The organism is Nitrospirillum bahiense, from assembly GCF_007828025.1.
In the GTDB taxonomy this organism is placed as follows: domain Bacteria; phylum Pseudomonadota; class Alphaproteobacteria; order Azospirillales; family Azospirillaceae; genus Nitrospirillum; species Nitrospirillum amazonense.
Map to the genome: position 1 here is coordinate 68,874 of NZ_VITO01000002.1, position 19,475 is coordinate 88,348.

26 protein-coding genes and 1 pseudogene are annotated in these 19,475 nt (G+C 68.4%); 16 read left to right on the forward strand and 11 right to left on the reverse strand.

The genetic code is table 11. From position 1 onward, the window contains the following. Positions 1-21 precede the first annotated feature (21 nt). Complete coding sequence (locus FBZ88_RS02875; RefSeq protein ID WP_186464174.1) at positions 22-1,932, forward strand: ParB/RepB/Spo0J family partition protein; 1,911 nt, start codon at positions 22-24, stop codon at positions 1,930-1,932. A gap of 45 nt (positions 1,933-1,977) precedes the next feature. Here FBZ88_RS02875 and FBZ88_RS02880 read toward each other — a convergent pair whose 3' ends face one another. From FBZ88_RS02880 to FBZ88_RS02900, 5 genes are all read right to left on the reverse strand, one after another. Beyond that, on the reverse strand, positions 1,978-2,439 hold the full coding sequence (locus tag FBZ88_RS02880) for a Ros/MucR family transcriptional regulator (protein ID WP_211102493.1): 462 nt from the start codon (positions 2,437-2,439) through the stop codon (positions 1,978-1,980). Positions 2,440-2,631: 192 nt separating this feature from the next. Next, positions 2,632-3,147: a hypothetical protein gene (locus tag FBZ88_RS02885; RefSeq protein WP_145615356.1), complete on the reverse strand. Its 516-nt coding sequence runs from the start codon at positions 3,145-3,147 to the stop codon at positions 2,632-2,634. Positions 3,148-3,321: 174 nt separating this feature from the next. After that, a complete protein-coding gene (locus FBZ88_RS02890) occupies positions 3,322-3,531 on the reverse strand; it encodes a helix-turn-helix domain-containing protein (RefSeq protein WP_145615357.1) in 210 nt (69 codons plus the stop codon). A 135-nt stretch (positions 3,532-3,666) separates the two neighbouring features. Then, positions 3,667-4,050 (reverse strand): DUF5615 family PIN-like protein, encoded by a 384-nt coding sequence (locus FBZ88_RS02895; protein ID WP_186464176.1) that lies wholly within the window; start codon positions 4,048-4,050, stop codon positions 3,667-3,669. Next, positions 4,032-4,592 carry a DUF433 domain-containing protein gene (locus FBZ88_RS02900; protein WP_145615359.1) on the reverse strand — a complete coding sequence of 187 codons (561 nt, stop codon included), beginning with the start codon at positions 4,590-4,592 and terminating at the stop codon, positions 4,032-4,034. Before FBZ88_RS02900 ends, FBZ88_RS02895 begins: the two co-directional genes overlap by 19 nt. A gap of 408 nt (positions 4,593-5,000) precedes the next feature. On the opposite strand from FBZ88_RS02900, the gene FBZ88_RS02905 reads away from it, so the two are divergent. Together FBZ88_RS02905 and FBZ88_RS02910 are read left to right on the forward strand one after the other, a co-directional pair. Beyond that, entirely contained in the window at positions 5,001-5,318 is a 318-nt protein-coding gene (locus FBZ88_RS02905; protein WP_145615360.1) for a DUF736 domain-containing protein, read from the forward strand. 391 nt (positions 5,319-5,709) lie between these two features. Beyond that, positions 5,710-6,912, forward strand: a complete 1,203-nt coding sequence (locus FBZ88_RS02910; RefSeq protein WP_145615361.1) for a DUF932 domain-containing protein — start codon at positions 5,710-5,712, stop codon at positions 6,910-6,912. 99 nt (positions 6,913-7,011) lie between these two features. Here the strand turns inward: FBZ88_RS02910 and FBZ88_RS02915 are convergent, their stop codons facing one another. Continuing rightward, positions 7,012-7,239, reverse strand: a complete 228-nt coding sequence (locus FBZ88_RS02915; protein ID WP_145615362.1) for a helix-turn-helix domain-containing protein — start codon at positions 7,237-7,239, stop codon at positions 7,012-7,014. Between the two features lie 170 nt (positions 7,240-7,409). Here FBZ88_RS02915 and FBZ88_RS02920 point away from each other — a divergent pair, with 170 nt between their 5' ends. The 3 genes and pseudogenes from FBZ88_RS02920 to FBZ88_RS02925 all read left to right on the forward strand — a co-directional run bounded on the left by FBZ88_RS02920 (position 7,410) and on the right by FBZ88_RS02925 (position 8,662). After that, on the forward strand, positions 7,410-7,700 hold the full coding sequence (locus FBZ88_RS02920) for a hypothetical protein (protein ID WP_145615363.1): 291 nt from the start codon (positions 7,410-7,412) through the stop codon (positions 7,698-7,700). 193 nt (positions 7,701-7,893) lie between these two features. Further along, positions 7,894-8,022, forward strand: a pseudogene (locus FBZ88_RS31485) (transcriptional regulator domain-containing protein); the annotation flags it as partial. Between the two features lie 25 nt (positions 8,023-8,047). Further along, positions 8,048-8,662: a DUF2285 domain-containing protein gene (locus tag FBZ88_RS02925; RefSeq protein ID WP_246138474.1), complete on the forward strand. Its 615-nt coding sequence runs from the start codon at positions 8,048-8,050 to the stop codon at positions 8,660-8,662. Positions 8,663-8,691: 29 nt separating this feature from the next. Here FBZ88_RS02925 and FBZ88_RS02930 read toward each other — a convergent pair whose 3' ends face one another. The 3 genes from FBZ88_RS02930 to FBZ88_RS02940 are packed head-to-tail and all read right to left on the reverse strand — an operon-like array spanning position 8,692 to position 9,954. Further along, positions 8,692-8,973 carry a hypothetical protein gene (locus tag FBZ88_RS02930; protein WP_145615364.1) on the reverse strand — a complete coding sequence of 94 codons (282 nt, stop codon included), beginning with the start codon at positions 8,971-8,973 and terminating at the stop codon, positions 8,692-8,694. A 58-nt stretch (positions 8,974-9,031) separates the two neighbouring features. Beyond that, positions 9,032-9,313, reverse strand: a complete 282-nt coding sequence (locus FBZ88_RS02935) for a hypothetical protein (RefSeq protein ID WP_145615365.1) — start codon at positions 9,311-9,313, stop codon at positions 9,032-9,034. Continuing rightward, positions 9,310-9,954 (reverse strand): hypothetical protein, encoded by a 645-nt coding sequence (locus FBZ88_RS02940; RefSeq protein ID WP_145615366.1) that lies wholly within the window; start codon positions 9,952-9,954, stop codon positions 9,310-9,312. The genes FBZ88_RS02935 and FBZ88_RS02940 overlap by 4 nt, the downstream gene beginning before the upstream one ends. Before the next feature lie 285 nt (positions 9,955-10,239). Here FBZ88_RS02940 and FBZ88_RS02945 point away from each other — a divergent pair, with 285 nt between their 5' ends. The 8 genes from FBZ88_RS02945 to FBZ88_RS02980 all read left to right on the forward strand — a co-directional run bounded on the left by FBZ88_RS02945 (position 10,240) and on the right by FBZ88_RS02980 (position 15,719). Continuing rightward, positions 10,240-10,503, forward strand: a complete 264-nt coding sequence (locus FBZ88_RS02945; RefSeq protein WP_145615367.1) for a helix-turn-helix transcriptional regulator — start codon at positions 10,240-10,242, stop codon at positions 10,501-10,503. A gap of 3 nt (positions 10,504-10,506) precedes the next feature. After that, a complete protein-coding gene (locus FBZ88_RS02950) occupies positions 10,507-11,343 on the forward strand; it encodes a replication initiator protein A (protein WP_145615368.1) in 837 nt (278 codons plus the stop codon). 199 nt (positions 11,344-11,542) lie between these two features. After that, the gene (gene parA, locus FBZ88_RS02955) at positions 11,543-12,181 is read left to right on the forward strand and encodes a ParA family partition ATPase (RefSeq protein ID WP_145615369.1); all 639 of its coding nucleotides are present in this window, start codon (positions 11,543-11,545) and stop codon (positions 12,179-12,181) included. Further along, positions 12,178-12,426 (forward strand): hypothetical protein, encoded by a 249-nt coding sequence (locus FBZ88_RS02960; protein WP_145615370.1) that lies wholly within the window; start codon positions 12,178-12,180, stop codon positions 12,424-12,426. Before parA ends, FBZ88_RS02960 begins: the two co-directional genes overlap by 4 nt. Next, positions 12,423-12,908: a DUF2840 domain-containing protein gene (locus FBZ88_RS02965; RefSeq protein ID WP_145615371.1), complete on the forward strand. Its 486-nt coding sequence runs from the start codon at positions 12,423-12,425 to the stop codon at positions 12,906-12,908. The genes FBZ88_RS02960 and FBZ88_RS02965 overlap by 4 nt, the downstream gene beginning before the upstream one ends. Next, the gene (locus tag FBZ88_RS02970; RefSeq protein ID WP_145615372.1) at positions 12,905-13,423 is read left to right on the forward strand and encodes a S26 family signal peptidase; all 519 of its coding nucleotides are present in this window, start codon (positions 12,905-12,907) and stop codon (positions 13,421-13,423) included. Before FBZ88_RS02965 ends, FBZ88_RS02970 begins: the two co-directional genes overlap by 4 nt. Before the next feature lie 190 nt (positions 13,424-13,613). Then, on the forward strand, positions 13,614-14,192 hold the full coding sequence (locus tag FBZ88_RS02975; protein WP_145615373.1) for a lytic transglycosylase domain-containing protein: 579 nt from the start codon (positions 13,614-13,616) through the stop codon (positions 14,190-14,192). A gap of 234 nt (positions 14,193-14,426) precedes the next feature. Further along, the gene (locus FBZ88_RS02980; RefSeq protein ID WP_145615374.1) at positions 14,427-15,719 is read left to right on the forward strand and encodes a DUF3363 domain-containing protein; all 1,293 of its coding nucleotides are present in this window, start codon (positions 14,427-14,429) and stop codon (positions 15,717-15,719) included. Positions 15,720-15,740: 21 nt separating this feature from the next. Here FBZ88_RS02980 and FBZ88_RS02985 read toward each other — a convergent pair whose 3' ends face one another. Both FBZ88_RS02985 and FBZ88_RS02990 read right to left on the reverse strand, forming a co-directional pair. Next, positions 15,741-16,172, reverse strand: coding sequence for a type II toxin-antitoxin system VapC family toxin (locus FBZ88_RS02985; protein WP_145615375.1), 432 nt, complete (start codon positions 16,170-16,172; stop codon positions 15,741-15,743). Continuing rightward, positions 16,169-16,795, reverse strand: coding sequence for a DUF433 domain-containing protein (locus tag FBZ88_RS02990; RefSeq protein ID WP_145615376.1), 627 nt, complete (start codon positions 16,793-16,795; stop codon positions 16,169-16,171). Before FBZ88_RS02990 ends, FBZ88_RS02985 begins: the two co-directional genes overlap by 4 nt. A 194-nt stretch (positions 16,796-16,989) precedes the next feature. On the opposite strand from FBZ88_RS02990, the gene FBZ88_RS02995 reads away from it, so the two are divergent. Together FBZ88_RS02995 and FBZ88_RS03000 are read left to right on the forward strand one after the other, a co-directional pair. Then, the gene (locus FBZ88_RS02995; protein ID WP_145615377.1) at positions 16,990-18,966 is read left to right on the forward strand and encodes a conjugal transfer protein TraG; all 1,977 of its coding nucleotides are present in this window, start codon (positions 16,990-16,992) and stop codon (positions 18,964-18,966) included. A gap of 2 nt (positions 18,967-18,968) precedes the next feature. Next, a complete protein-coding gene (locus FBZ88_RS03000; protein ID WP_145615378.1) occupies positions 18,969-19,454 on the forward strand; it encodes a conjugal transfer protein TraG in 486 nt (161 codons plus the stop codon). The last annotated feature ends 21 nt before the right edge of the window (positions 19,455-19,475 follow it).

Here is a 19,475-nt window from a genome sequence, read left to right on the forward strand (position 1 = left end):
ATTTTACCGATGGAGACGATCATGGGAGAGCTCTTGACCCTGCCCCTGTCCAAGCTCAGCGCTTCGGACGCCAACATGCGCAAGACCGCCCGCGATAGCGGGCTGGAGGAACTGGCGGCCAGCATCGCCGCCCACGGCCTGCTGCAAAACCTCACCGTCCGGCCTGTCCTCGACGGCCAGGGGCAGGAGACGGGCCGCTATGAGGTGGTGGCCGGCGGGCGCCGGCTGGCGGCGCTCAAGCTCCTGGCCCAGCGTAAGCGCCTGCCCAAGGCGGCCCCCATCCCCTGCGCCCTGCTGGGGACGGCCAACGCCCTGGAGGTCAGCCTGGCCGAGAACAGCTACGTTCCGCCCCACCCGGCCGACCAGTTCGAGGCCTTCCATCACTTGCATGTTGCCGAGGGCCTGCCGGCTCTGGAGATCGCGGCCCGCTTCGGCGTGGCTGAGCGGACGGTGAAGCAGCGCCTCAAGCTGGGCGCCGTGTCCCCCCGCTTGATGACGCAGTACCGCGAAGGGCTGATGACGCTGGAGCAGTTAATGGCCTTCGCCCTGACCGACGACCACGCCCGCCAGGAACAGGTTTGGGGCGACCTGACCTGGAACAAGTCGGCGGAGACGATCCGCCGCCTGCTGACCCAGGCCCATGTCCCCGCCACTGACAGGCGCGTCCGTTTCGTCGGTATCGCCGCCTATGAGTCGGCGGGCGGCCCGGTGTTGCGCGATCTGTTCAGCGCCGACGACCAGGGGGTCTACCTGGAGGATGTGCCGCTGCTGGACCGGCTGGTGGCCGAGAAGCTGGAGGCCGAGGCGGTTGCCGTGCGCGCGGAGGGGTGGAAATGGGTGGCCGTCCATCCGGAATTCGCCTATGGCCTGGCTGCGGGCCTACGCCGTGCCTACCCCGTGCCCGCACCGCTCGACGCGGACGAACAGGCCGCCCTGGACGCGTTGGAGCGGGACTATGAGGCGCTGTCCAACCGTCTGGAGGGCGATGCGTCCCCTGAGGCGGATACCGCCTTTCAGGACCTGGAGGCCCGGATCGCCGCGTTGCGTGATCGCGAGGCCTATGATCCCGATGACATCGCGCGCGGCGGCGCCTTCGTCTGCCTGGGGGCTGATGGTGCGCTTCGGGTGGAGCGTGGCTTTATCCGGCCGGAGGATGAAGCGCCGCCCGAGCCTGTCCCTGAGCCCGCCTCGCTGCCGGCTGCGCGGGACGAGCCCGAGGCAATCAGTGCAACCGCCGAGGAGGAAACGGACGGCCTGACGCCGCTATCCGAGCGCCTGGTGGAGGAACTGACCACCCACCGTACCGCCGGACTTCAGGCGGCATTGATGGACCGGCCCGACGTCGCCCTGGCCGCCGTGGTGCATGCCTTGGCGCTGCCCTTGTTCCATGGCGGCGGTTACCTACCGCAAAGCTGCCTGCGGCTGGAGACGGCGCCCGTGGTCTTCATCAATCCGGTGGCGGACGGTTCCGCCGCCCGCGCCGTCGCCAGTCGCCATGACGACTGGGCCCGGCAATTGCCGTCCTCGCCGGATGAGCTTTGGGTCTGGGTGCTGGCGCAGGAAACCGCCGTCCTGGCTCGCCTGCTGGCTTTCTGTGTGGCCACCCTTGTCCATGGCGTGCAGGCGCCCTGGAGCCATGACCCGCGCCGCCTGGCCCATGCCGATGCCCTGGCCACCGTCCTGGACCTGGACATGAGCCGGCATTGGTCCGCCACGGTCGACAGCTATCTGGGGCGGGTCACCAAGGCCCGTATCGTGGAAGCGGTGGGCGAGGGCGTATCGGTGCGCGACGCCGAGGCGATCAGCGGCTTGAAGAAGGGGGAGATGGCGGAGCAGGCGGAACGCTTGCTGGCCGGCAGATCCTGGCTGCCCGCCCTGTTGCGCACGGCACGGCGCGAGCCGGCGCCGGCGTTGGATCAGGCGGCGGAGTAACGAGGTGTCGGGAAGGCGGGGCCGGGATGACCGGCCCCGCCGGCCTTACGCCGCCTTCTTGGCGGCGCGCTTCCTCTTGGCCGGTTCCGCAGCTGGGGTGGCCACCGTGTCGCGCTGGGCACGGGTGCCCAGGCCATTGGCCTTGGCCAAACCCGACCGGCGCTCGGCGTAATTGGGCGCCACCATGGGATAATCCGAGGGCAGGCCCCACTTGGCGCGATATTCGTCCGGCGTCAGGTTGTAGGCCGTGCGCAGGTGGCGCTTCAGCATCTTCAACTTCTTGCCGTCTTCCAGGCAGACGATGTGGTCGGGCGTCACCGAGCGGCGCACCGGAACGGCGGGCGTCAACGGCTCCGGCGTGGCCGCCTCCGCCGGCGGGTTTTCCAACGCCACCAGTTTGTCATAGGTGGCCTTCAGCAGGGACGGCAGGTCCGCCACATCCACGCGGTTGTGGGAGACATAGGCGGCCACGATGTTGGTGGTCAGGTTCAGGGTCGAGTCGGACATTTGTATTCCATCGCCATTCGGGTTCGGCACGAGCAGAGGCACCATGCTGAAGTAAGTCCATGATCCTGCAAATCAAGGCGCAGGAATAGCCCCAATATAATTAAATGATACCCATACTCGGTATTGATGGCATCGGAGCCAAGGGAGCGCCGGAAATGAGCGCTTCTGCGACGAAAATAAAAATGGATTTGCTCAGTGCAGCCGATGATGCGGTGCCCGCTCCCCTCCGCGCCAAGGAATGGAATTCGACCGCTCCGCCTTTGGCGCCAGCATGAAGACACCCATCACGGAAATCGGCTTTTCCTGCTGGATATGAAGAACTGGCAGAGCCAACAGGCCCAAGACCTCTTGCCGGCTGGGGATTTCATCATAGGTAGCGACCGCCATCTTGCCGGCGTGATAGGCGGGGGCACCGGGCAGGTTGGCGCTGATGTCGAAACGGCTGGCCAGCAGGTTGCCGGCGCTCCAGCCGACGTCATGCCAGCGGGGTGGGGTCGCGTGCAGATCGGCGACCACCAGAAAATCGCGGTAGAGGGCTTGGACGCGCTCTCGCACGGTTGACCAAGCGGGATAGCCGTCGTCCACGCGCGCCCGCATCCAGGAGACCAGCAGGTTGAAATGCCCGGCGTGGCGGATTCCCCGCACCTGGGGCGCTTGAGCCAGCGCCAGGGCGAAAACCATTGGGTCGGTGTAATGGGACAGGGGCATCGTCCGTCTCCCATGCCGGCAGGGGTTTACCGAGAGGGACAGAGTGCAGAATATATTCTGCGTTTTCAACCGTGAGATCGTGCCGCGCCACTGATGCCGACGTGAGTGATCGCACTCACCTGAGACGCGGTAAGGTTCCAATATTGATGTTTGGCAAACGGGTTTTAAGTCGCTCTATGGCTTGATCAGCAAATAAGCGTCGACATTAAGAGCAGTCGCGATTTGTTCCAATTTGTCGAGACTGATGGAGTTTCGCTTGCGCTCGATCAGGCTGATGTAAGTACGATCAACCTCTGACAGGCCGGCGAGATCTTCCTGTGACAGGCCCTTGTCTTTTCTCAGTCGCCGAAGGTTCTCGGCGAGGATGGTTCGCAGGTCGCTCATGGTTAGAACATGAACGGCTGTCGAATATGTTACCACGGAACATATTCTGAATCATGCTTCGCGTTAATAGCTGATCCTGGTGCCCTGAGGGAGGTAGGCATTCCCCTTTATTGATCGTTCCTGATCATTTTCCTTTTAGGGCAGAGGAAACACCCTGACCGCTCCGGCTCGGTCCACCTCGAACAACTGCCCGGCGGCGGGTTCCCCGGCCTGAAGGCGGGCCTCGACCGCCTCCGCGAGGATGACGGTCAGCGCCACCTGCTGCTGGCGGCCCACGGCGTCCAGCAGTATAGCCAGCCCCGGATGGCCAGGGCTGGCCCGGCCCAGGCGGCGGAAGTCGTCGGCGTTGCTGGTGACCACGATGTGCCGGCGCTCCATTGCCCAGGCCAACACCGCGTCGTCTGGCTGGCCGCTCAAGCCCACCTCGTTCACATGGGCGGCGTCATATCCCAGGGTGTTCCGCAGATGACGGGCCACCTGGGGCGACAGGTTCTCATCGATCAGGAAGCGCGGGGCCACAGCTTGCCGCTCGGTCGGCCCCGCAAGGGGTTGGCCTTGGCGTATAGGGCCGCCACCTCCAGGGTGTCGCGGTCCAGGGCGGGATAGTCTTCCAGGATGCTGTCGGCATCGTCCCCGGCCTCCAACCGGCCCAGGATGGACTGGGCGGTGATGCGGGTCCCCTTGATCACCGGGGCCCCGCCCAGGATGGCGGGGTCCTTGACGATGATGTCAGCCGCCCGGTCATACAGCGCCAGGCGTCGGCGCGTGCCTTCCAAGGCCTTGGCAGCATCGATGCGGACGACCTCGCCCAGCACCACGTCGCGCCGCTGCGGGTCTTCCCGCAACAGGTTGTAGACCGTCGCCGGGGAGAGGCGCACCTCCGCCGGCAGGGCCTCCAGTAGGGCGAAGGCCAGCAGCGCCGTCTCATTGAGCTGCCGCCGGCCGGTTTTGCCCATGGCCCGGGCGGGGATGGCCTGGCGGGTGATCGCCCGCTGGATGGCGGCCAGCGGCGCGCCGGTAATGGCAGCGGTCTCTTGGGGGCTGTAGCTGGGCAGTGGCATAATTCGTGTCCTCGTGGACATCAATTTAGGCCTTGTCCCTGCCAGCGGCAAGGGACTTGGCCGCAGAGGGTAGGAAGGGGGACGGGGTCGCAGTGCCATCGCGGCACCTTGGCAAAGACGGCGGCCATCGCCAGCGTCTCCGGGAACACCGGTGCCAGGGCCACCCGTCACGGCCTCTCGTCAGGTGACCCTGGCCGAAAGGGAAGCTCCGTCCCGCAACGGCCGGCGGGGCGTTTTATTCCCCAGCGCCGCTGGGCGGCGCCTCCTCGCGCACCAATAAAACGCCCCGCCAGCCGTCCTTCGCTATCGCTGCGGCCGCCAGGGCGGTGCGGGCGCTTCCCCCTCGGCCGGTCGGATCACCATCGAGGCCGCGACCGGCGGCCCCGGACCCTCCCAGGAGACGACATCATGGCGACCATCGGCACCTTCACCAAGGACGAGAACGGCAACTACACGGGCTCCGTCCGCACCCTCACCGTCAACGCCAAGGCCCGCATCACCGCCGAGGCCGATAAGGCCAAGGACAGCGCCCCCGACTTCCGCGTCTACGCCGGCTCCGCCGAGATCGGCGCCGCCTGGAAGAAGACCGCCCAGGACACGGGCCGCCCCTACCTCTCCCTCAAGCTGGACGATCCCAGTTTCGCCCAGCCCATCTACGCCAGCCTGGTGGAGATGGACGACGGCAAGGGCTACAGCCTCATCTGGTCCCGCCGCAACGGCAACTGATCCCTGATCCCACCAGCGGCGCCCCGTCCACCCCGGCGGGGCGCCTTTTCTTTTCCGTAAAGCCGCTTCGGCGCAAATCCAGGTTTCAGCAAATCCGGGGGGCAGGATTTGCGGAGAGCCGGGATTCCGGCTCGATGCCGTGTCAGCCCCGCACCGCCAGGGCGGTCGCGGGGCCGTTGTTGGGAGGGAGGGCCCTGGGCCCTCCCTCCCCGCGAATGCCGCCTGGCGCCCGGCAGGGCTGCGGTGCCCTGGGCGGGCCGAGGCCCACCCGTTCCCCGCAAACCCGGCCGGGCCATGCCGCATTCGCCCCCACCCACCCGCGCGGTCACCCGCCTCCGGGAAGCAGCAGCCGCTGCTTCCCCTCGTCATCTTACCTGCAAGGAGACAGATCATGAGCCTGGTGACCCAAACCCTCGACGCTGCCCCGGTGGCCGCCCCCTTCAAGGTGGACGTGACGCGCGGCCGGCGGGTTGGCCGCGTGTCATCGGAATGGTTCTCACGCCCGGCGGACGAGCGCTATCTTAGCTTGGCCGACCTCTATGACGCGGTGCGCGACCGTGCCGACCGCTCCCGCACCCGCACGGTGGAGAGCCGGCATATTCTGGTGGAGGCCCACCGCGACGACCCGGACAGCCTGGCCTTGCGCCTGCCGGGGGAGGGGGCCGCCCTGGCGCCGACGCACTGGAGTTTCGGCCAGCTGGCGGGCCTGGTGGGCGCGCCCGCCGGCTATCTGCGACAACTACCGGCCCCCTTGGCGGGCATCAACCTGCAATACGGCCTGACTCATCATCGGGCGGAACAGGTCAAGACCCTAGAGACGGACGACGGCCGGCTTGAACTGCGGGCGGTGACGGGGCCGGATTATGGCCGCATCCACGACCATGAACTGGTGGCCGCCGTGCGCGCCATCGCCGGCAACGGCACGGGCGACACCCGGTGGAAGGTGCCGGGGACGCTGGACTGGTCAACCATGACCCACAACCCCCATGTCGACATCAGCGCTGAGACCACCACGCTGTACGCCAGCGACCGCGACGTCTTCCTGTTTCTGGTGGACGACACTCACCCCATCGAGGCCGGGCGTTTGGCCGATGGATCACCGGACCTGTATTTCCGGGGTTTCTATTGCTGGAATTCGGAGGTCGGCAGCAAGACGCTGGGCATCGCCTCTTTCTTCCTGCGGGGCGTCTGCCAGAACCGCAATCTTTGGGGCGTGGAGGGCTTGGAGGAGATCACCATCCGCCATAGCAAATACGCCGCTGGCCGCTTCGCCCACCAGGCGGCCCCGGCCCTGGAGCGCTTCGCCGCCAGCAGTCCCGCCGGCTTCATTGCCGGCATCAAGGCCGCCCGCGACACCATCGTCGCCACCAAGGATGAGGAGCGCACGGACTTCCTCAGCCGCCGCGCCGGCCTGGGCCGCCAGGATGCCGCCCGCGTCATCGAAACCGTCTTGCGGGAGGAAGGCAAGCCCCCGGAAAGCGTGTTCGACTTCATCCAGGGCATCACCGCCGTGGCCCGCGCCAAGGGTCACCAGGATGCCCGCTTGGACCTGGAGCAGAAGGCCAAGCGCTTGATGGACCGGGTGGCCGCGTAGGGGAGAACAGGGGGCCGGTATAATGCCGGCCCCAACCTTCACAGGCTTGGATCCTGAGGGCTGGCGCGAAATTTGCGCGCCGGCGGGGCCGGCGCGGGATCAAGGCCCGGGATCACCCACGCTTTCGTCAAAAAATTCGACAGGCCGAACCTGCAGGGCCTCACAAACCGCCCAGAGCGTGGTCAAGGTGACGTTCTGCAGGCCACGTTCCATCAGGCTGACATGGGCCCGGTCCACGCCCATGCGCGCCGCCACGGCCTCCTGGCTGAGGCCGGCGCGATCTCGCAGGCGGCGCAGGTTCGCCCCAAAGAGCCGTCGGATGTCCATCCCCAGGATGGAGCAGGATCGCGTATTCTAATGCGACGTACTATAATACGCGCTCCTGATGTCCTGACCTGTTCGTCCCCCGAACGCCCCTTCGCCGGGCAGGGGCACCCATGGCATACTCCCAGCGGAGAAGCAGGACCACCTGTCCCATCAGCAAGGGGCCCCAATCCGTGACCCGATCCCCCGTCAACCCAGGGCCGGTGGCCGACCTGGCGCCGAGCGACACCACGATCACCGACTACGACCGTAAGCATTTTGCGACTTACCTGATGCTGCTAGACGCGGTACGGGATGGCAGGGCCGTCGACGACATCATCCGGGAAGTCTTGCAAATCAATCCGCAAGGGGACCGGGCCAAAGCCTTGCGCGCTTACGACAGCCATCTGGCCCGGGCACGCTGGATGGCCGAGCATGGGCGTGAGCAACTGCATAAAAGTGGGCGGGACCGCCGGGTGGAGTAAATCCGTGGAGCCGCTTTTACGGATCCACGGCTCTACGCCTTTGGGGGCAGGGGGAGCCTCTTCAGGTCAAACGGGCGGTAATTCCGTCTGTGGCACCTACGCCCGCCGACCTAGACACGACGCTTCGCGCTGGGCATTGTTCGTTGGGGAAGGTGCCTTCACTGATCCGCGCTAACGGTGCACGGAGAGGGCCATGCGCCCGTTTAAGCGAGAACGCCTCGACGCCGACTACCGCTATATCGAGGGCCTGGACGATGACGGGCTCGCCTGGGAATTCCTGCGCCGTTCGACCGCCTACCAGGCGGACCACAAGGCTGAAAAGGCGGAACCCGCGACCGTGATCCCGTTTGACCGCGCCGCCCGCTGGGGGCTGCGATGTCCTGGCCGACCCCGCCCTGACGGCCCAGGAAGCGTTCGTGTTCTGGCGCGCCGACGCGCTGGCCCGCCTGGTGCGGTTGACCCCGGCCCCGCTGGCCGCCGGGTGCTTGATCCATTTTGACCCTGATCGATGGGGCGGTCGCCAGGCTGCCTTGCTGACCCCCGATGGCTATCAGTTGATCGTCTCGCCTCGCCCGGGGTTGGCGCACCACCTGCTGCTGCCAGGCCCGGATCCGCCTGCCGCCCGTGCCGCCTTGGCCCCCCAGCCTCTGTTTGACGCCTGGCATCCCCAGCGACTGGCCTCAACGCTGGCGTTCTGGCGTTATGCCCAAAACCCGCGTATCACCCGGGCGCCGCCTGTGCCGGCTCTCAAGCCGACCGGCCGCACGCTGGAATCCACCTTCATTCTCTGGGCGCTGGACCTGGCCGCCGCCGGGGCATCCGGCCGGGAGGTGGCGGCGGCATTGTGGGGAGCGGTGCCAGCGGATTGGTCCGACAGTCCGATGAGGGCCCAGGTGCGTCGGGTGCTGGCGACGGGGCGCCGCTTGGTCAATGGCGACTATCGCGCCCTGTTGAGACGCTGACGGGACCAACAGCGAACGGCGGAATCCCTTTACGGCGTTTGCACCGCGAAGAATAGGCAGATGCTGAGTAAGGTCAGCCCGACAGATAATCGCAGTAGGATGGTCAAGAATGGGCGACGATAGCCGAAGGGTTTTCCGGGAAGGTCGGCGTGCAACAAAAGACCCCATGTTCCAATAGAGGCGATGGCCGTTCCCAACGCGGCATAGTCATACCGTTTGTCGCCTTGGGCGAAAAAGCCCAAAAACCAACCGGCCACTGTCAGCCAGCGACCGTACTGGGCGACCCAGCTGCGGACGGCCAAGATGGTCACTGCAAAATTCTTCAGTTTATATTCCGCGACATAACCAGGGGGTTAAAATTGGCCGTCATTACGGCCTTTCGACGGCGTAGAACAAGCACAAGTACAATAAGGTCAAGGCGATGGCCAACCAGAACAAAACGGTCAGGAAAGGTCGGCGATAGCCGAAAGATTTTCCCGGCATATCGGCGTTGAGCAATAGTCCCCATGTACCCAATGACGCGATAGCCATTCCTAACGTGGCGTAGTCATACCGCTTATCTGCCTGGGCCAGGAAGCCGAAAAAGCCGCCGGCCAATATCCACCAGCGGCCATATCGCGCAATCCAACTGCGGACAGCCAAGACGGTCACCGTAGCAGTCTCCGATTATATTCCGCCACGTAACGGGGCCACAGCCTTCCTGCTCGAGCGGCTGCCAAGGAATTGCCGGGCATCAGACGGTTTGTGACCGCGCCTGCCAAATTGCTGATGGCGGCTCGGGCTGCGGTTGTTCCAAAGGCGGCACTGCTCAAGGCTGCGGCACCGGCAGCCTCTGGGATGAAAGCGGTGGCGATCATCCCCACAAAGACACCGCCGAAGAAGGAGCCAATGTCCTGGCCCAAGGCGGTATAGAAGTTGGGCGGCTTGTAAATACCTTGGACGTCACCGATTTTGCCGCTGAACTCCTTGGTGGCATAGTAATCGAACTCCCGGTCGGTGAGCGAGAACGGGTATTCGTCCGGATTCTCCGTCACCTGGAACTTGGTCATGATCATCCAGGAATAGAACGGCCCCCAACCGGGGGTGTGCCGCAAGGTGTCGAGTTCCTTCTCGAACGCGAAACGGAAATTGTCGCTCATGCGGATGAGGCAGAGGCCCGCCACCAGCGCGCGGGCCTTCTGCGGATCGGGCGTCTGGTTGAGCATGCCAAAGTCACAGGACGCCTCGCTCAAGAGCAAGGCCATGGCATCGTCCCGGAGCCAGCGGTGGCTCACGGTCAGGGTTTCCGCCATCTTTGCGCTCCTCGGCTGAACCGACTGGCGGGACCGGTGTCCCGCGCAATCAAATACGCGCCGCCCGTGTATCGGCAAGCTGCCCATGCGGGCCTCTGCCGAAGGCATGAGGTGCTTGGCCGGCGTCTCCCCCTTACGGGCAGGTCGTCCCGCGTCGATCCCGGGGTGGACGTTTTCCGCACCCCCCGAACTTCGTCCATCCCCAAGGGGGTGGCGGCCCGCCGATGCTTGCCGGCGATGCGGCCCCGTTCCCGGTGGGCCGCCTGGCCATGCCGGGGTGCGCCCATGCTCGATCCTTATCCTTCCTTGCCGCCGCGCTATCTGCGTACGCCCGAGGCCGCCCGGCTGTTAGGGCTGTCCGGCCGTACCCTGGAGAAGCACCGCACCTTCGGCACGGGGCCGGTCTATCGCAAGATCGGCGGTCGCGTGATCTACGCCGTCGACGATCTGCAGCGCTGGGCCGACCAGGGCCGGCGGACCTCCACCACCGACGTCACCCCCACCACCGTTCGGCCGCCGCGCCGGGCAGCGTCGTTGGGAAGGCGATGACCCATGCGCGGCTTTCCCGCCATCCATGCCGGGGCCCCGGTGCGCGATGCCATCGACCTGATGGTCTGGCCCTGCTTTTCCTTGTCCAAGCGGCCCCGGCATCGGCCGCTGTCGCACCGGCGGGCGGGCGACCATCTGCGGGTGTCGATCCAGGCCGCTGGGCCGGGCCTCGCCACCCTCTGGGATGCCGACCTGTTGATCTGGGCGGTCTCGCAATTGGCCGAGGGGCGCGATCGCGGGCTGGAGCCGGGGCCGCTTTTACGCGCACCCGCGTTTCAGGTTTTACGCTTTCTCGGGCGCGGCACGGGCCGGGCGCAATATGCCGCCCTGGTCCAGGCGCTGGAGCGGTTGGCGGCCAGCGAGGTGGAGACCACGCTGGGTGCCACCACGGCCGAGGGGCAGCGCTTCCATTGGATCGAGCGTTGGACCGCTGACGGCGACGGCTTGATCATTCTGCTGCCGGAATGGCTGTGGACGGCGGTCGTCGTCCGCCGCCGGGTGCTGCGGATCGACCGCGCCTACCTGCGGCTGACCGGCGGGGTGGAGCGTTGGCTGTGGCGCCTGCTGCGCCGGCATGCGGGGTTATCCACCGGCTGGACCATCACCCTGGCGGACCTGCAGGCCCGGTCCGGCAGCCTGGCCCGCCCGGTCGATTTCATCGCGGACCTGCGTGGCATCGCGCGCCGGGGCGTATTGGCGGGTTATGTCCTGACCCTGGTGCGACACCACGGGTGGGAGGCCCTGCACGCCGCCCGATCCACCGAGTCCGTCCACAGTGCCGCCGTGGTGCCTGGGGATAAGCCGGGGGTTTCATCCACAGACGGGGAGGGTGGGCTGTGAATCCTCTCGGTGGATTAGGCGTGCCGCCACGGTGGAACAGGCGTGATTCGACGGTGGATCAGGCGTGGGGGTGGTCAGCAAGCCATTGGCATCAATCAGTAATTCGCGCTGGCCGAATCCCTGACTCTATGACTCTTAATAGACTCTTGGTTGTTGTTGAGGGTAGTGCCCTACATCCGCGCCCGCGCGCGAGGCGGCCATGATCGTCGCCGTGCTGACGCAGAAGGGCGGGGCGGGCAAGACCACCTTGGCCCTGCATCTGGCCGGAGAGTGGGCGCGGTCCGGCGCGTCCGTGCTGCTGGTCGATGCCGATCCCCAGGCCTCCGCCCAGGATTGGGCGGAACAGCGGGCACGGGCGGGGCGCCGCCGGCTGTTCGGCATGGTGGGCCTGGCGCGGGAGACCCTGCACCGCGAGGTGCCGGACCTGGCCCGGGGCGTCGCCCACGTCGTCATCGACGGGCCGCCACGCACCACCGCCCTGGTGCGCTCCGCCCTGCTGGCGGCGGAACGGGTGCTGGTGCCGGTGCAGCCGTCCGGCTTCGACGTCTGGGCCAGCCAGGCCATGCTGGACCTGGTGGCCGAGGCCCGTGTCTACCGCCCGGAGCTGAAGGCCCACTTCGTCGTCAACCGCCGCGTGGTGCGCACCCGCATCGCCCGGGAGGTCCAGCGCGCCATCGCCAGCCTGGGCGTGCCGGCGCTGGAGGCCAGCCTGGCGCAACGGGTGATCTACGCCGAGGCGGCCGGGTCTGGCCTGCTGGCGCGGGAGATCGACCGGGCGTCGCCGGCGGTGCGCGAGGTGGCAGCGCTGGCCGCCGAGGTGCTGCGGGGGCGGCCATGACCCGGCGGCCCGCCCCCCTCCTCGGCGCCCGTCCGCGCGACGATGCCCAGCGCTGGGTCGATGGCGACGGCAAGGGCCGCACCCCGGCCAAGGCCGAGGCCTACAGCGCCCGCCTGACCATCGACGTCACGCCGGCCTTGCGCGGCCGCATCAAGGTCGCGGCCTTCAACCAGGGCGTCACCGTGGCCGACCTCCTGCGGGCGATGCTGGAGGAGCGCTTCGGCGCGGGGGCGGGGCCGTCATGACCGCGTCGGCTTCCCTGACCAGCCCCCTGACCAGCGTGGAACTGGTGTTCCACCGCGACTGGATCGAGCGCTGGCTGCGCTTCGGTCATCCGGTGGCGGACCAGGTGCTGGACCGGCGGCGGCGCCTGCTGTTCTTCGCCCCCGGCGCCGTGTTCGGCTATGTGCGGTGGGAGGGCAACGCCCACGGCACCGTCCTCTCCCGCATCGACATCCTGCGGGCCTGTGCCGCCGGGGAGGGGCGCGTCACCGTGCCCGGCATCACCCCCGGCGGCGACAGCCTGCTGCGCCTATCGGGCTGGCCCCGGGTGAAGCGCACGCTGGAACTGATCGACATGCTGGAGGCGGACGGCTTCGACCCGGCGGCGGTGGCGCCGGACTACTGGCGCCATGCCCACAACCGCCTGGCCTGCGGGCAGGCCCCCCGGCGCTATGGCCGGGATCAGCATGCCGCCTGGTGCCGGCGCCGGGGGGTGGGGTCATGACGCGCCGGACCTTCCCCTTGCTGGCGGGCCTGGCCGCCGTGCTGCTGCTGGTCCTGGCTCCACCCGGCCGCCGGCCTGTGCTGGTGTGGAACGCCACCGCCAGCGCGCCCCTCGGCCTCTATCGCCTCCGCCCCCTGGGCGATGGCGGCCCGGCCCCCGGCACCCTCTTGCTGGTGCGGCCCGATGCCACCCAGGCCCGCCTTTACGCGGATCGCGGCTACCTGCCCTGGGGCGTGCCCCTGCTGAAGCCGGTGGCGGCGGTGGCGGGGCAGCAGGTCTGCGGCCGTGCCGGCTGGATGCTGGTGGACGGACGCCCCCTGGCACGAGTGCGGGAGGCCGATGGCCAGGGCCGGCCCCTGACCGCCTGGCACGGCTGCCGGCGGCTATTCCCCGGGGAGGTGTTGCTGCTGAACCCCGACCGCGCCGATGCGCTGGATGGCCGGTATTTTGGGCCGACGCCGCTCACCGCCGTCCTGGGCCAGGCGACACCGGTTTGGGTGAGGCGGGCCCCATGACGCCGCCCGTCCTTCCCCATCCTGTTGTTCGGCCCCGGGGCGACATCCTGTCGTCCCGACCGCCCTCCGGTCCGCCGCCGCGCGCAGCCGGGGTCAAGGTCAAGCGGCGCTTGGCCTTGACGCGGGCGAGCCCGGTGGCTGAAGGCCGCGCTCCGCTCGTCCCGTTGTCGCTGTTGCACTGGAGACAGCCATGTCCGTCCTGACCCTGGCCGTCGCCTGCGGCCTCGCCACCGCCAGCCCGCTGATCGCGCCGTTGCAACCGCCGCGCCCCTGCGTGACAGCGCCCCCCTATTGGCAGGCGGGGATCGCCTCGGAGGTAGCCCCCGAGATCGCCGAGGCGGCCGCACGTTTCCACCTGCCGCCGTCTCTGCTGACCGCCTTGGTGGCGGTGGAAAGCGCCGGTGACCCCGCCGCCACCTCGCCAGCAGGAGCCATGGGGCTGACGCAGCTCATGCCGGGGACCTGGGCCGCTATGCGGGCCCGCCTGCACTTGGGCACCAGCGCCTATCAGGTGCGCGACAACCTGCTGGCGGGTGCAGCGTTCCTGTCGGAGTTGCGGGAGCGCTTCGGGACCGTGGATGCCCTGGCGGCCTACCACGCTGGGCCCGCCCGTGTGCTGGCGCATTACCGCACCGGCCAGCCCCTTCCGGTGGCGACCCGGCGCTATGTCGCCCAGGTGCTGGGACGATGGACCCAGGCCCCGAGGGACCTGTCGATGCCGGACCGGGGGCTGTTCGTCGCGCTGAGCCACGCCGGGAGGATGCCGTGACGGGGCGGCGTGACAGCGGGGGCCGGGCGCTTAAGGGCGGCGAGGGGCAGGGGATCGACGCCAGAGAGCCCGATGGACGACGGACGGCAAGATTAAAGGCGGTGCCGTGGGGTGGGGTTTACGGGCTGTCAGGGGCGGATTGCCTTGCGTCTGGACGGTGCCAGGGTTCGGGCGCCGTGCCGCCTGTCCGCGCTGAGGCGCTGTTTTCCTGGGTTCCCCTGGCACGGGGACATCATGCCCCGCCGTGGTGACCGGGATGGCGACGCATTCCTGCGCCCCCGCCTGGGCCGCTTCCGGGCGGAGCGGCAGCCGCGCCTGTTCAAGGCCAAGGTGCTGGTGGCGCGCGACCAGGCGGGCGTCGTCTCCGCCCGCACCAAGCGTGGGATGGCCGGCCGGGGCGCCGGCATGGCCTGGAAACTCAGCCGAGGTCTGCTGGCCCAGCGGGGGCGCCGCGTGGTGGTCAAGGCCCGCATCGTCCGCCACGGCCGGCGAGGGGCGCCGCTGGGGACCCATCTGGCCTACCTACGCCGGGAAGGCGTGACCAAGGACGGCCAGCCGGCGCGGATGGTCAGCGCGGACACCGACGATGCCGATGTGCGGGCGTTCGTCAACCGGACGGCGGAGGACCGCCACCACTTCCGCTTCATCGTCAGCCCGGAGGACGCGGCCGATCTCACCGACCTGCGGGCCTACACCCGCGACCTGGTGCGGACCATGGAGCGCGACCTGGGCACCCGGCTGGACTGGGTGGCGGTCGACCACTGGAACACCGACAACCCCCACGTCCATCTGATCGTCCGCGGTAAGGACGAGGCCGGCCGCGACCTGGTCATCCACCGCGCCTACATCACCCAGGGCCTGCGGGCACGGGCCCAGGAACTGGCCACCTTGGAACTGGGGCCGCGATCGGAATGGGAGATCCGGACCAAGCTGGCGCGGGAGGTGGAGGCCGAGCGCTGGACGCAGCTGGATCGGACCCTGGCCCGGATCGCGGCGGCGGCCCAGGCCGGCGTCATCGACCTGGGGCCGGACGGGCAGGGTTCGCCGAAGGGAGGCGGCGTTCAGGGGATGCTCATCGGCCGGCTCCAGCGCCTGCAGGTTCTGGGGCTGGCGACGGCGACGGCGGAGGGGGTGGGACAGTGGCGGCTATCGGCAGCCGTCGAGCCAACCCTGCGTGCCCTGGGGCAACGAGGCGACATCATCCGCACCCTGAACCAGAGACTGGGCCGTGCGGTCGATGACGTGGTGGTCCATGGGCAAGAGGGACCGGCCTACCCCATCGTCGGTCAAATCACCGTCAAGGGCTTGGACGATGAGTTGACGGGCCGACCGTTCATCGTTGTCGAAGACCAGGAGGGGCGGTCCCACTACCTGCGCTTGGGTGCCGACCTCAATAGTTCGAGCTTGCCCGTCGGTGGCACAGTCCGGGTGACCCGCCATCGGACAGGTCTGGTGGTTTCACCCAAGGAGCCGGACTGGATCGCCGATTGGGGATTCCCCGTGGGTCGTGGCCCTACGCCGGGATAGCGGGATAGGGCAAAGGGGGTGTCAGGCGGGCCGTATCCGGGGAGACGCGGAGTAGGGATCGAGGGTGGTGATGCCCCGCCCGGCCACGTCGGCGGAATTGCGGGTCACCAGGATCAGCCGATGGATGCGGGCCGTGGCTGCCAATCCGGTATCGTCGGTATGTTTCTCGCTGGCGCCCAGCAACCTGCCCCATAGGGCCGCGATCTCGCGGTCGACCGGAAGGATCCGGTCCGCCAGGGCATCGAAGCTCGCCTGCACCCGGGTCTCGATTACCGCCGCGACGTCGGGTTTGGTGCGCCGGAGCTTCTCCACGCCCTTCATGACCTCACGCACGGTGATGGTGCTGAGGGCCAGATCGGAATCATCCACCTGCGCCAGCCAGGCCTTCACATGCTCGTGTGGCGCTGTCTTGCCGATCTCGCGGAAGACGTTGGTGTCGAGCAGGTATTTCATGCCTCGCTGGCCGGGCCGTCGAGCACCTCATCCAAGGCTTCCAGTCCAGCCCCTTGCAAGGCGCGCTTCACCGTCGTCCGAGGATAGGGGCGACCGGGCTTGGGATGGACGTCGGCATAAGCCTTGGCTGTGTCCACCATCGCAGGCGTGACCGAGGGATAATCGTCGCGGATTTCCTCAGCCGACAGGCCGCCGGCCAGCAGGGCCGCGATCCGATGCACCTCGATGGCGGTTCCCTTGAGCAACGGCTCGCCATCGGCGCGGAACTCGACCTTGTCGGCCAGCGCGGACAATTCCTGCGCCCGCGCCTCGACCTCCGCCTCGAACGCGTCCATTGTCACGCTCAGCCGGCCGAACCGTACCTCCCGGGTACCCTCCGCAGGACTCCGCTTCAGAGCCAGGTAGAACTCGGTCCGGCCCTTGGGCGTCAATTCCTCGCGCAGGGTGCGGACCGCGTGGAGATAGACCAGATCCCGCCAAGCGATGGCCCGCACCGGTCCGCCCGCCTTGGTGACCAGCCGGGCCTGCACCGGCCCCTCGTCCATGGCCTTGCGCACCGCCTTGATGGGTTCGCGCAGGACGAAGGCGGCTTCGGCGGCGGTGAACTCGAGCATGTTCGGCATAGCGATGTCTCCAATGCTGCCCCAATATTGGGGTTGCGTTGGCTGATGTCAAGTCGATGGACGGCATCCTGACGGGCCGCTCCGCCGACCGTTTCTATTTCTACGCTGCCCTACGATGGCGGCTGTTGGCTGTTGCGATAGCCTGAATCCGGTCTTCTTTATCTATCCCGCCTCTCACAAGCGGGACAGGACCGATGACCGGCGGGCGCATCCTCTGGGGTCAGATCGCGGCGGCACTGGCGTTGGTGCTGGCCGGCGTTTGGCTCGCCACCCAGTGGGTGGCCTGGCGCTTGGGCCATGCCCCCGCCTTGGGGCGGCCCTGGTTCTACCTGGGCGCCAGCCCCGTCTACCGTCCTGAGCTGTTCTTCCTCTGGTGGCTGCGCTTCGACGCCTACGCGCCGCGCGTCTTCCTGGTCGGCGCCTGCATCGCCAGTGCCGGCGGCGTCGGCGCCCTGCTGGTGGCCGTGGTCGGCTCCACCCTGCGTGCCCGCGCCGCTGGTGCGGTGGCGACCTATGGGTCGGCCCGCTGGGCGGCGGCCGAGGAGGTGCGCGGGGCCGGCCTGCTGGCCGATGCCGGGGTGATGCTAGGGCGGATGGGGCGGCGCTACCTGCGCCATGACGGGCCGGAGCACGTGCTGGTGTTCGCGCCCACCCGCAGCGGCAAGGGCGTCGGCCTGGTCGTCCCCACCCTGCTGAGCTGGACGGAGAGCGTCCTGGTCCATGACCTCAAGGGAGAGAACTGGGCGGTCACCGCCGGCTGGCGCGCCCTGTTCTCCCACTGCCTGCTGTTCGACCCCACCAATCCGCGGTCCGCCGCCTATAACCCGTTGTTGGAGGTGCGGCTGGGGGCCTGCGAGGTGCGCGACGTCCAGAACGTGGCGGACATCCTGGTCGATCCGGATGGGGCGCTGGAGCGGCGGAACCATTGGGAGAAGACCAGCCACGCCCTGCTGGTCGGCACCATCCTGCACGTCCTCTATGCCGAGGCGGACAAGACGCTGGCCGGCGTGGCGGCCTTCCTCTCCGACCCCGCTCGACCCATCGACCGCACCCTGCGGGTCATGATGCGGACCCGGCATCTGGGCGACCGGGTGCACCCGGTTGTGGCCCAGGCGGCGCGGGAGCTGCTGAACAAGTCGGAGAACGAGCGCAGCGGCGTGTTGTCCACCGCCATGTCCTTCCTGGGCCTCTACCGCGACCCGGTGGTGGCCAAGGTGACGGGGCGGTGCGACTGGCGCATCACCGACCTCATGGAGGGCGAGCGGCCGGTGTCGCTCTACCTGGTGGTGCCGCCCTCGGACATCAGCCGGACCAAGCCGCTGGTCCGCCTGGTGCTGAACCAGATCGGCCGCCGGCTGACGGAGAAGCTGGACAACACCGCCCGGCGCCGGCGCCTGCTGATGATGCTGGACGAGTTCCCAGCGCTGGGCCGGCTGGATTTCTTCGAGACCGCGCTGGCCTTCCAGGCCGGCTACGGCATCCGCGCCTTCCTCATCGCCCAGTCGCTGAACCAGATCCAGAAGGCCTACGGCGAGCACGACGCCATCCTGGACAACTGCCACATCCGGGTGTGTTTCGCCACCAATGACGAGCGCACGGCCAGGCGCATCTCCGACGCCCTGGGCACAGCCACCGAACAGCGGGCCATGAACAACTACGCCGGCCACCGGCTGGCGCCCTGGCTCAGCCACCTGATGGTGAGCCGGCAAGAGACGGCCCGTCCGCTGCTGACGCCCGGCGAGGTGATGCAACTGCCGGCCACCGACGAGCTGATCATGGTGGCGGGCACGCCGCCCATCCGGGCGCGCAAGCTGCGCTATTACGAGGAGCCGCAACTGCGGGAGCGCGTCCTGCCGGCCCCGACCCTCAACGACACTGTCTATCCCGACCGCCCCCCAGGCCGGCCTGACGACTGGTCGGGCCGGGCAGCCCTTGGCGGGCCCACCGGGCCCGGCGGTGGCGCGGGCGGTGCCGAGGACGAGGAGGGCGGCCTCCGGCAGGAGCCGGGCCTAGCGAGCCCCGACCAGCCCGCTCCGCCCCTGGACCCCTCCGACGAGTTCGCCGTGGCCGACGACGGGCCCGATGACGAGGGACCGCGCCAGCGCGTGATGGCCAGGCTACCCATCGCCCGCGCGGCGGCGCTCGACCCCGATGACGGCATGGAGCTCTGACCATGAAGAGCCGTCTTAACTGCTACTTCGATCCCAAGCTGGCCGACCAGCTGACCGAGCTGGCCCTGCGCCAGGGCGTGCATCGGTCGCAGCTGGTGGAGGCGGCGGTGGCCTCCTTCTTGTCGCCGGATGCGCTGGACCGGCGGGAGGCCGCCTATGCCCGCCGGCTGGATCGCTTGTCGCGGCAGTTGGAGCGGGTGGAGCGCGACCTGACCATCGCCATCGAGGCCCAGGCGCTGTTCGTGCGCTTCTGGCTGTCGGTGACGATGCCCATCCCGACTGAGCACCAGGCCGCCGCCAAGGCCCAGGGCACCCAGCGCTACCAGAACTACATCGCCACCCTGGGCCGCCGGCTGCAGCGCGGCGAGAGCCTGGTCCAGGAGATCAGCGTCGAGATCTGGCCGGAGCGCCACCAGGCCGCCAGCCCGGATAGGGTGGACGCCGAACCGGCGCCAGACGATGAACCGGCGGAGGCGGCCCATGTCTGACGGTTCCACCCTCGTGGCCGC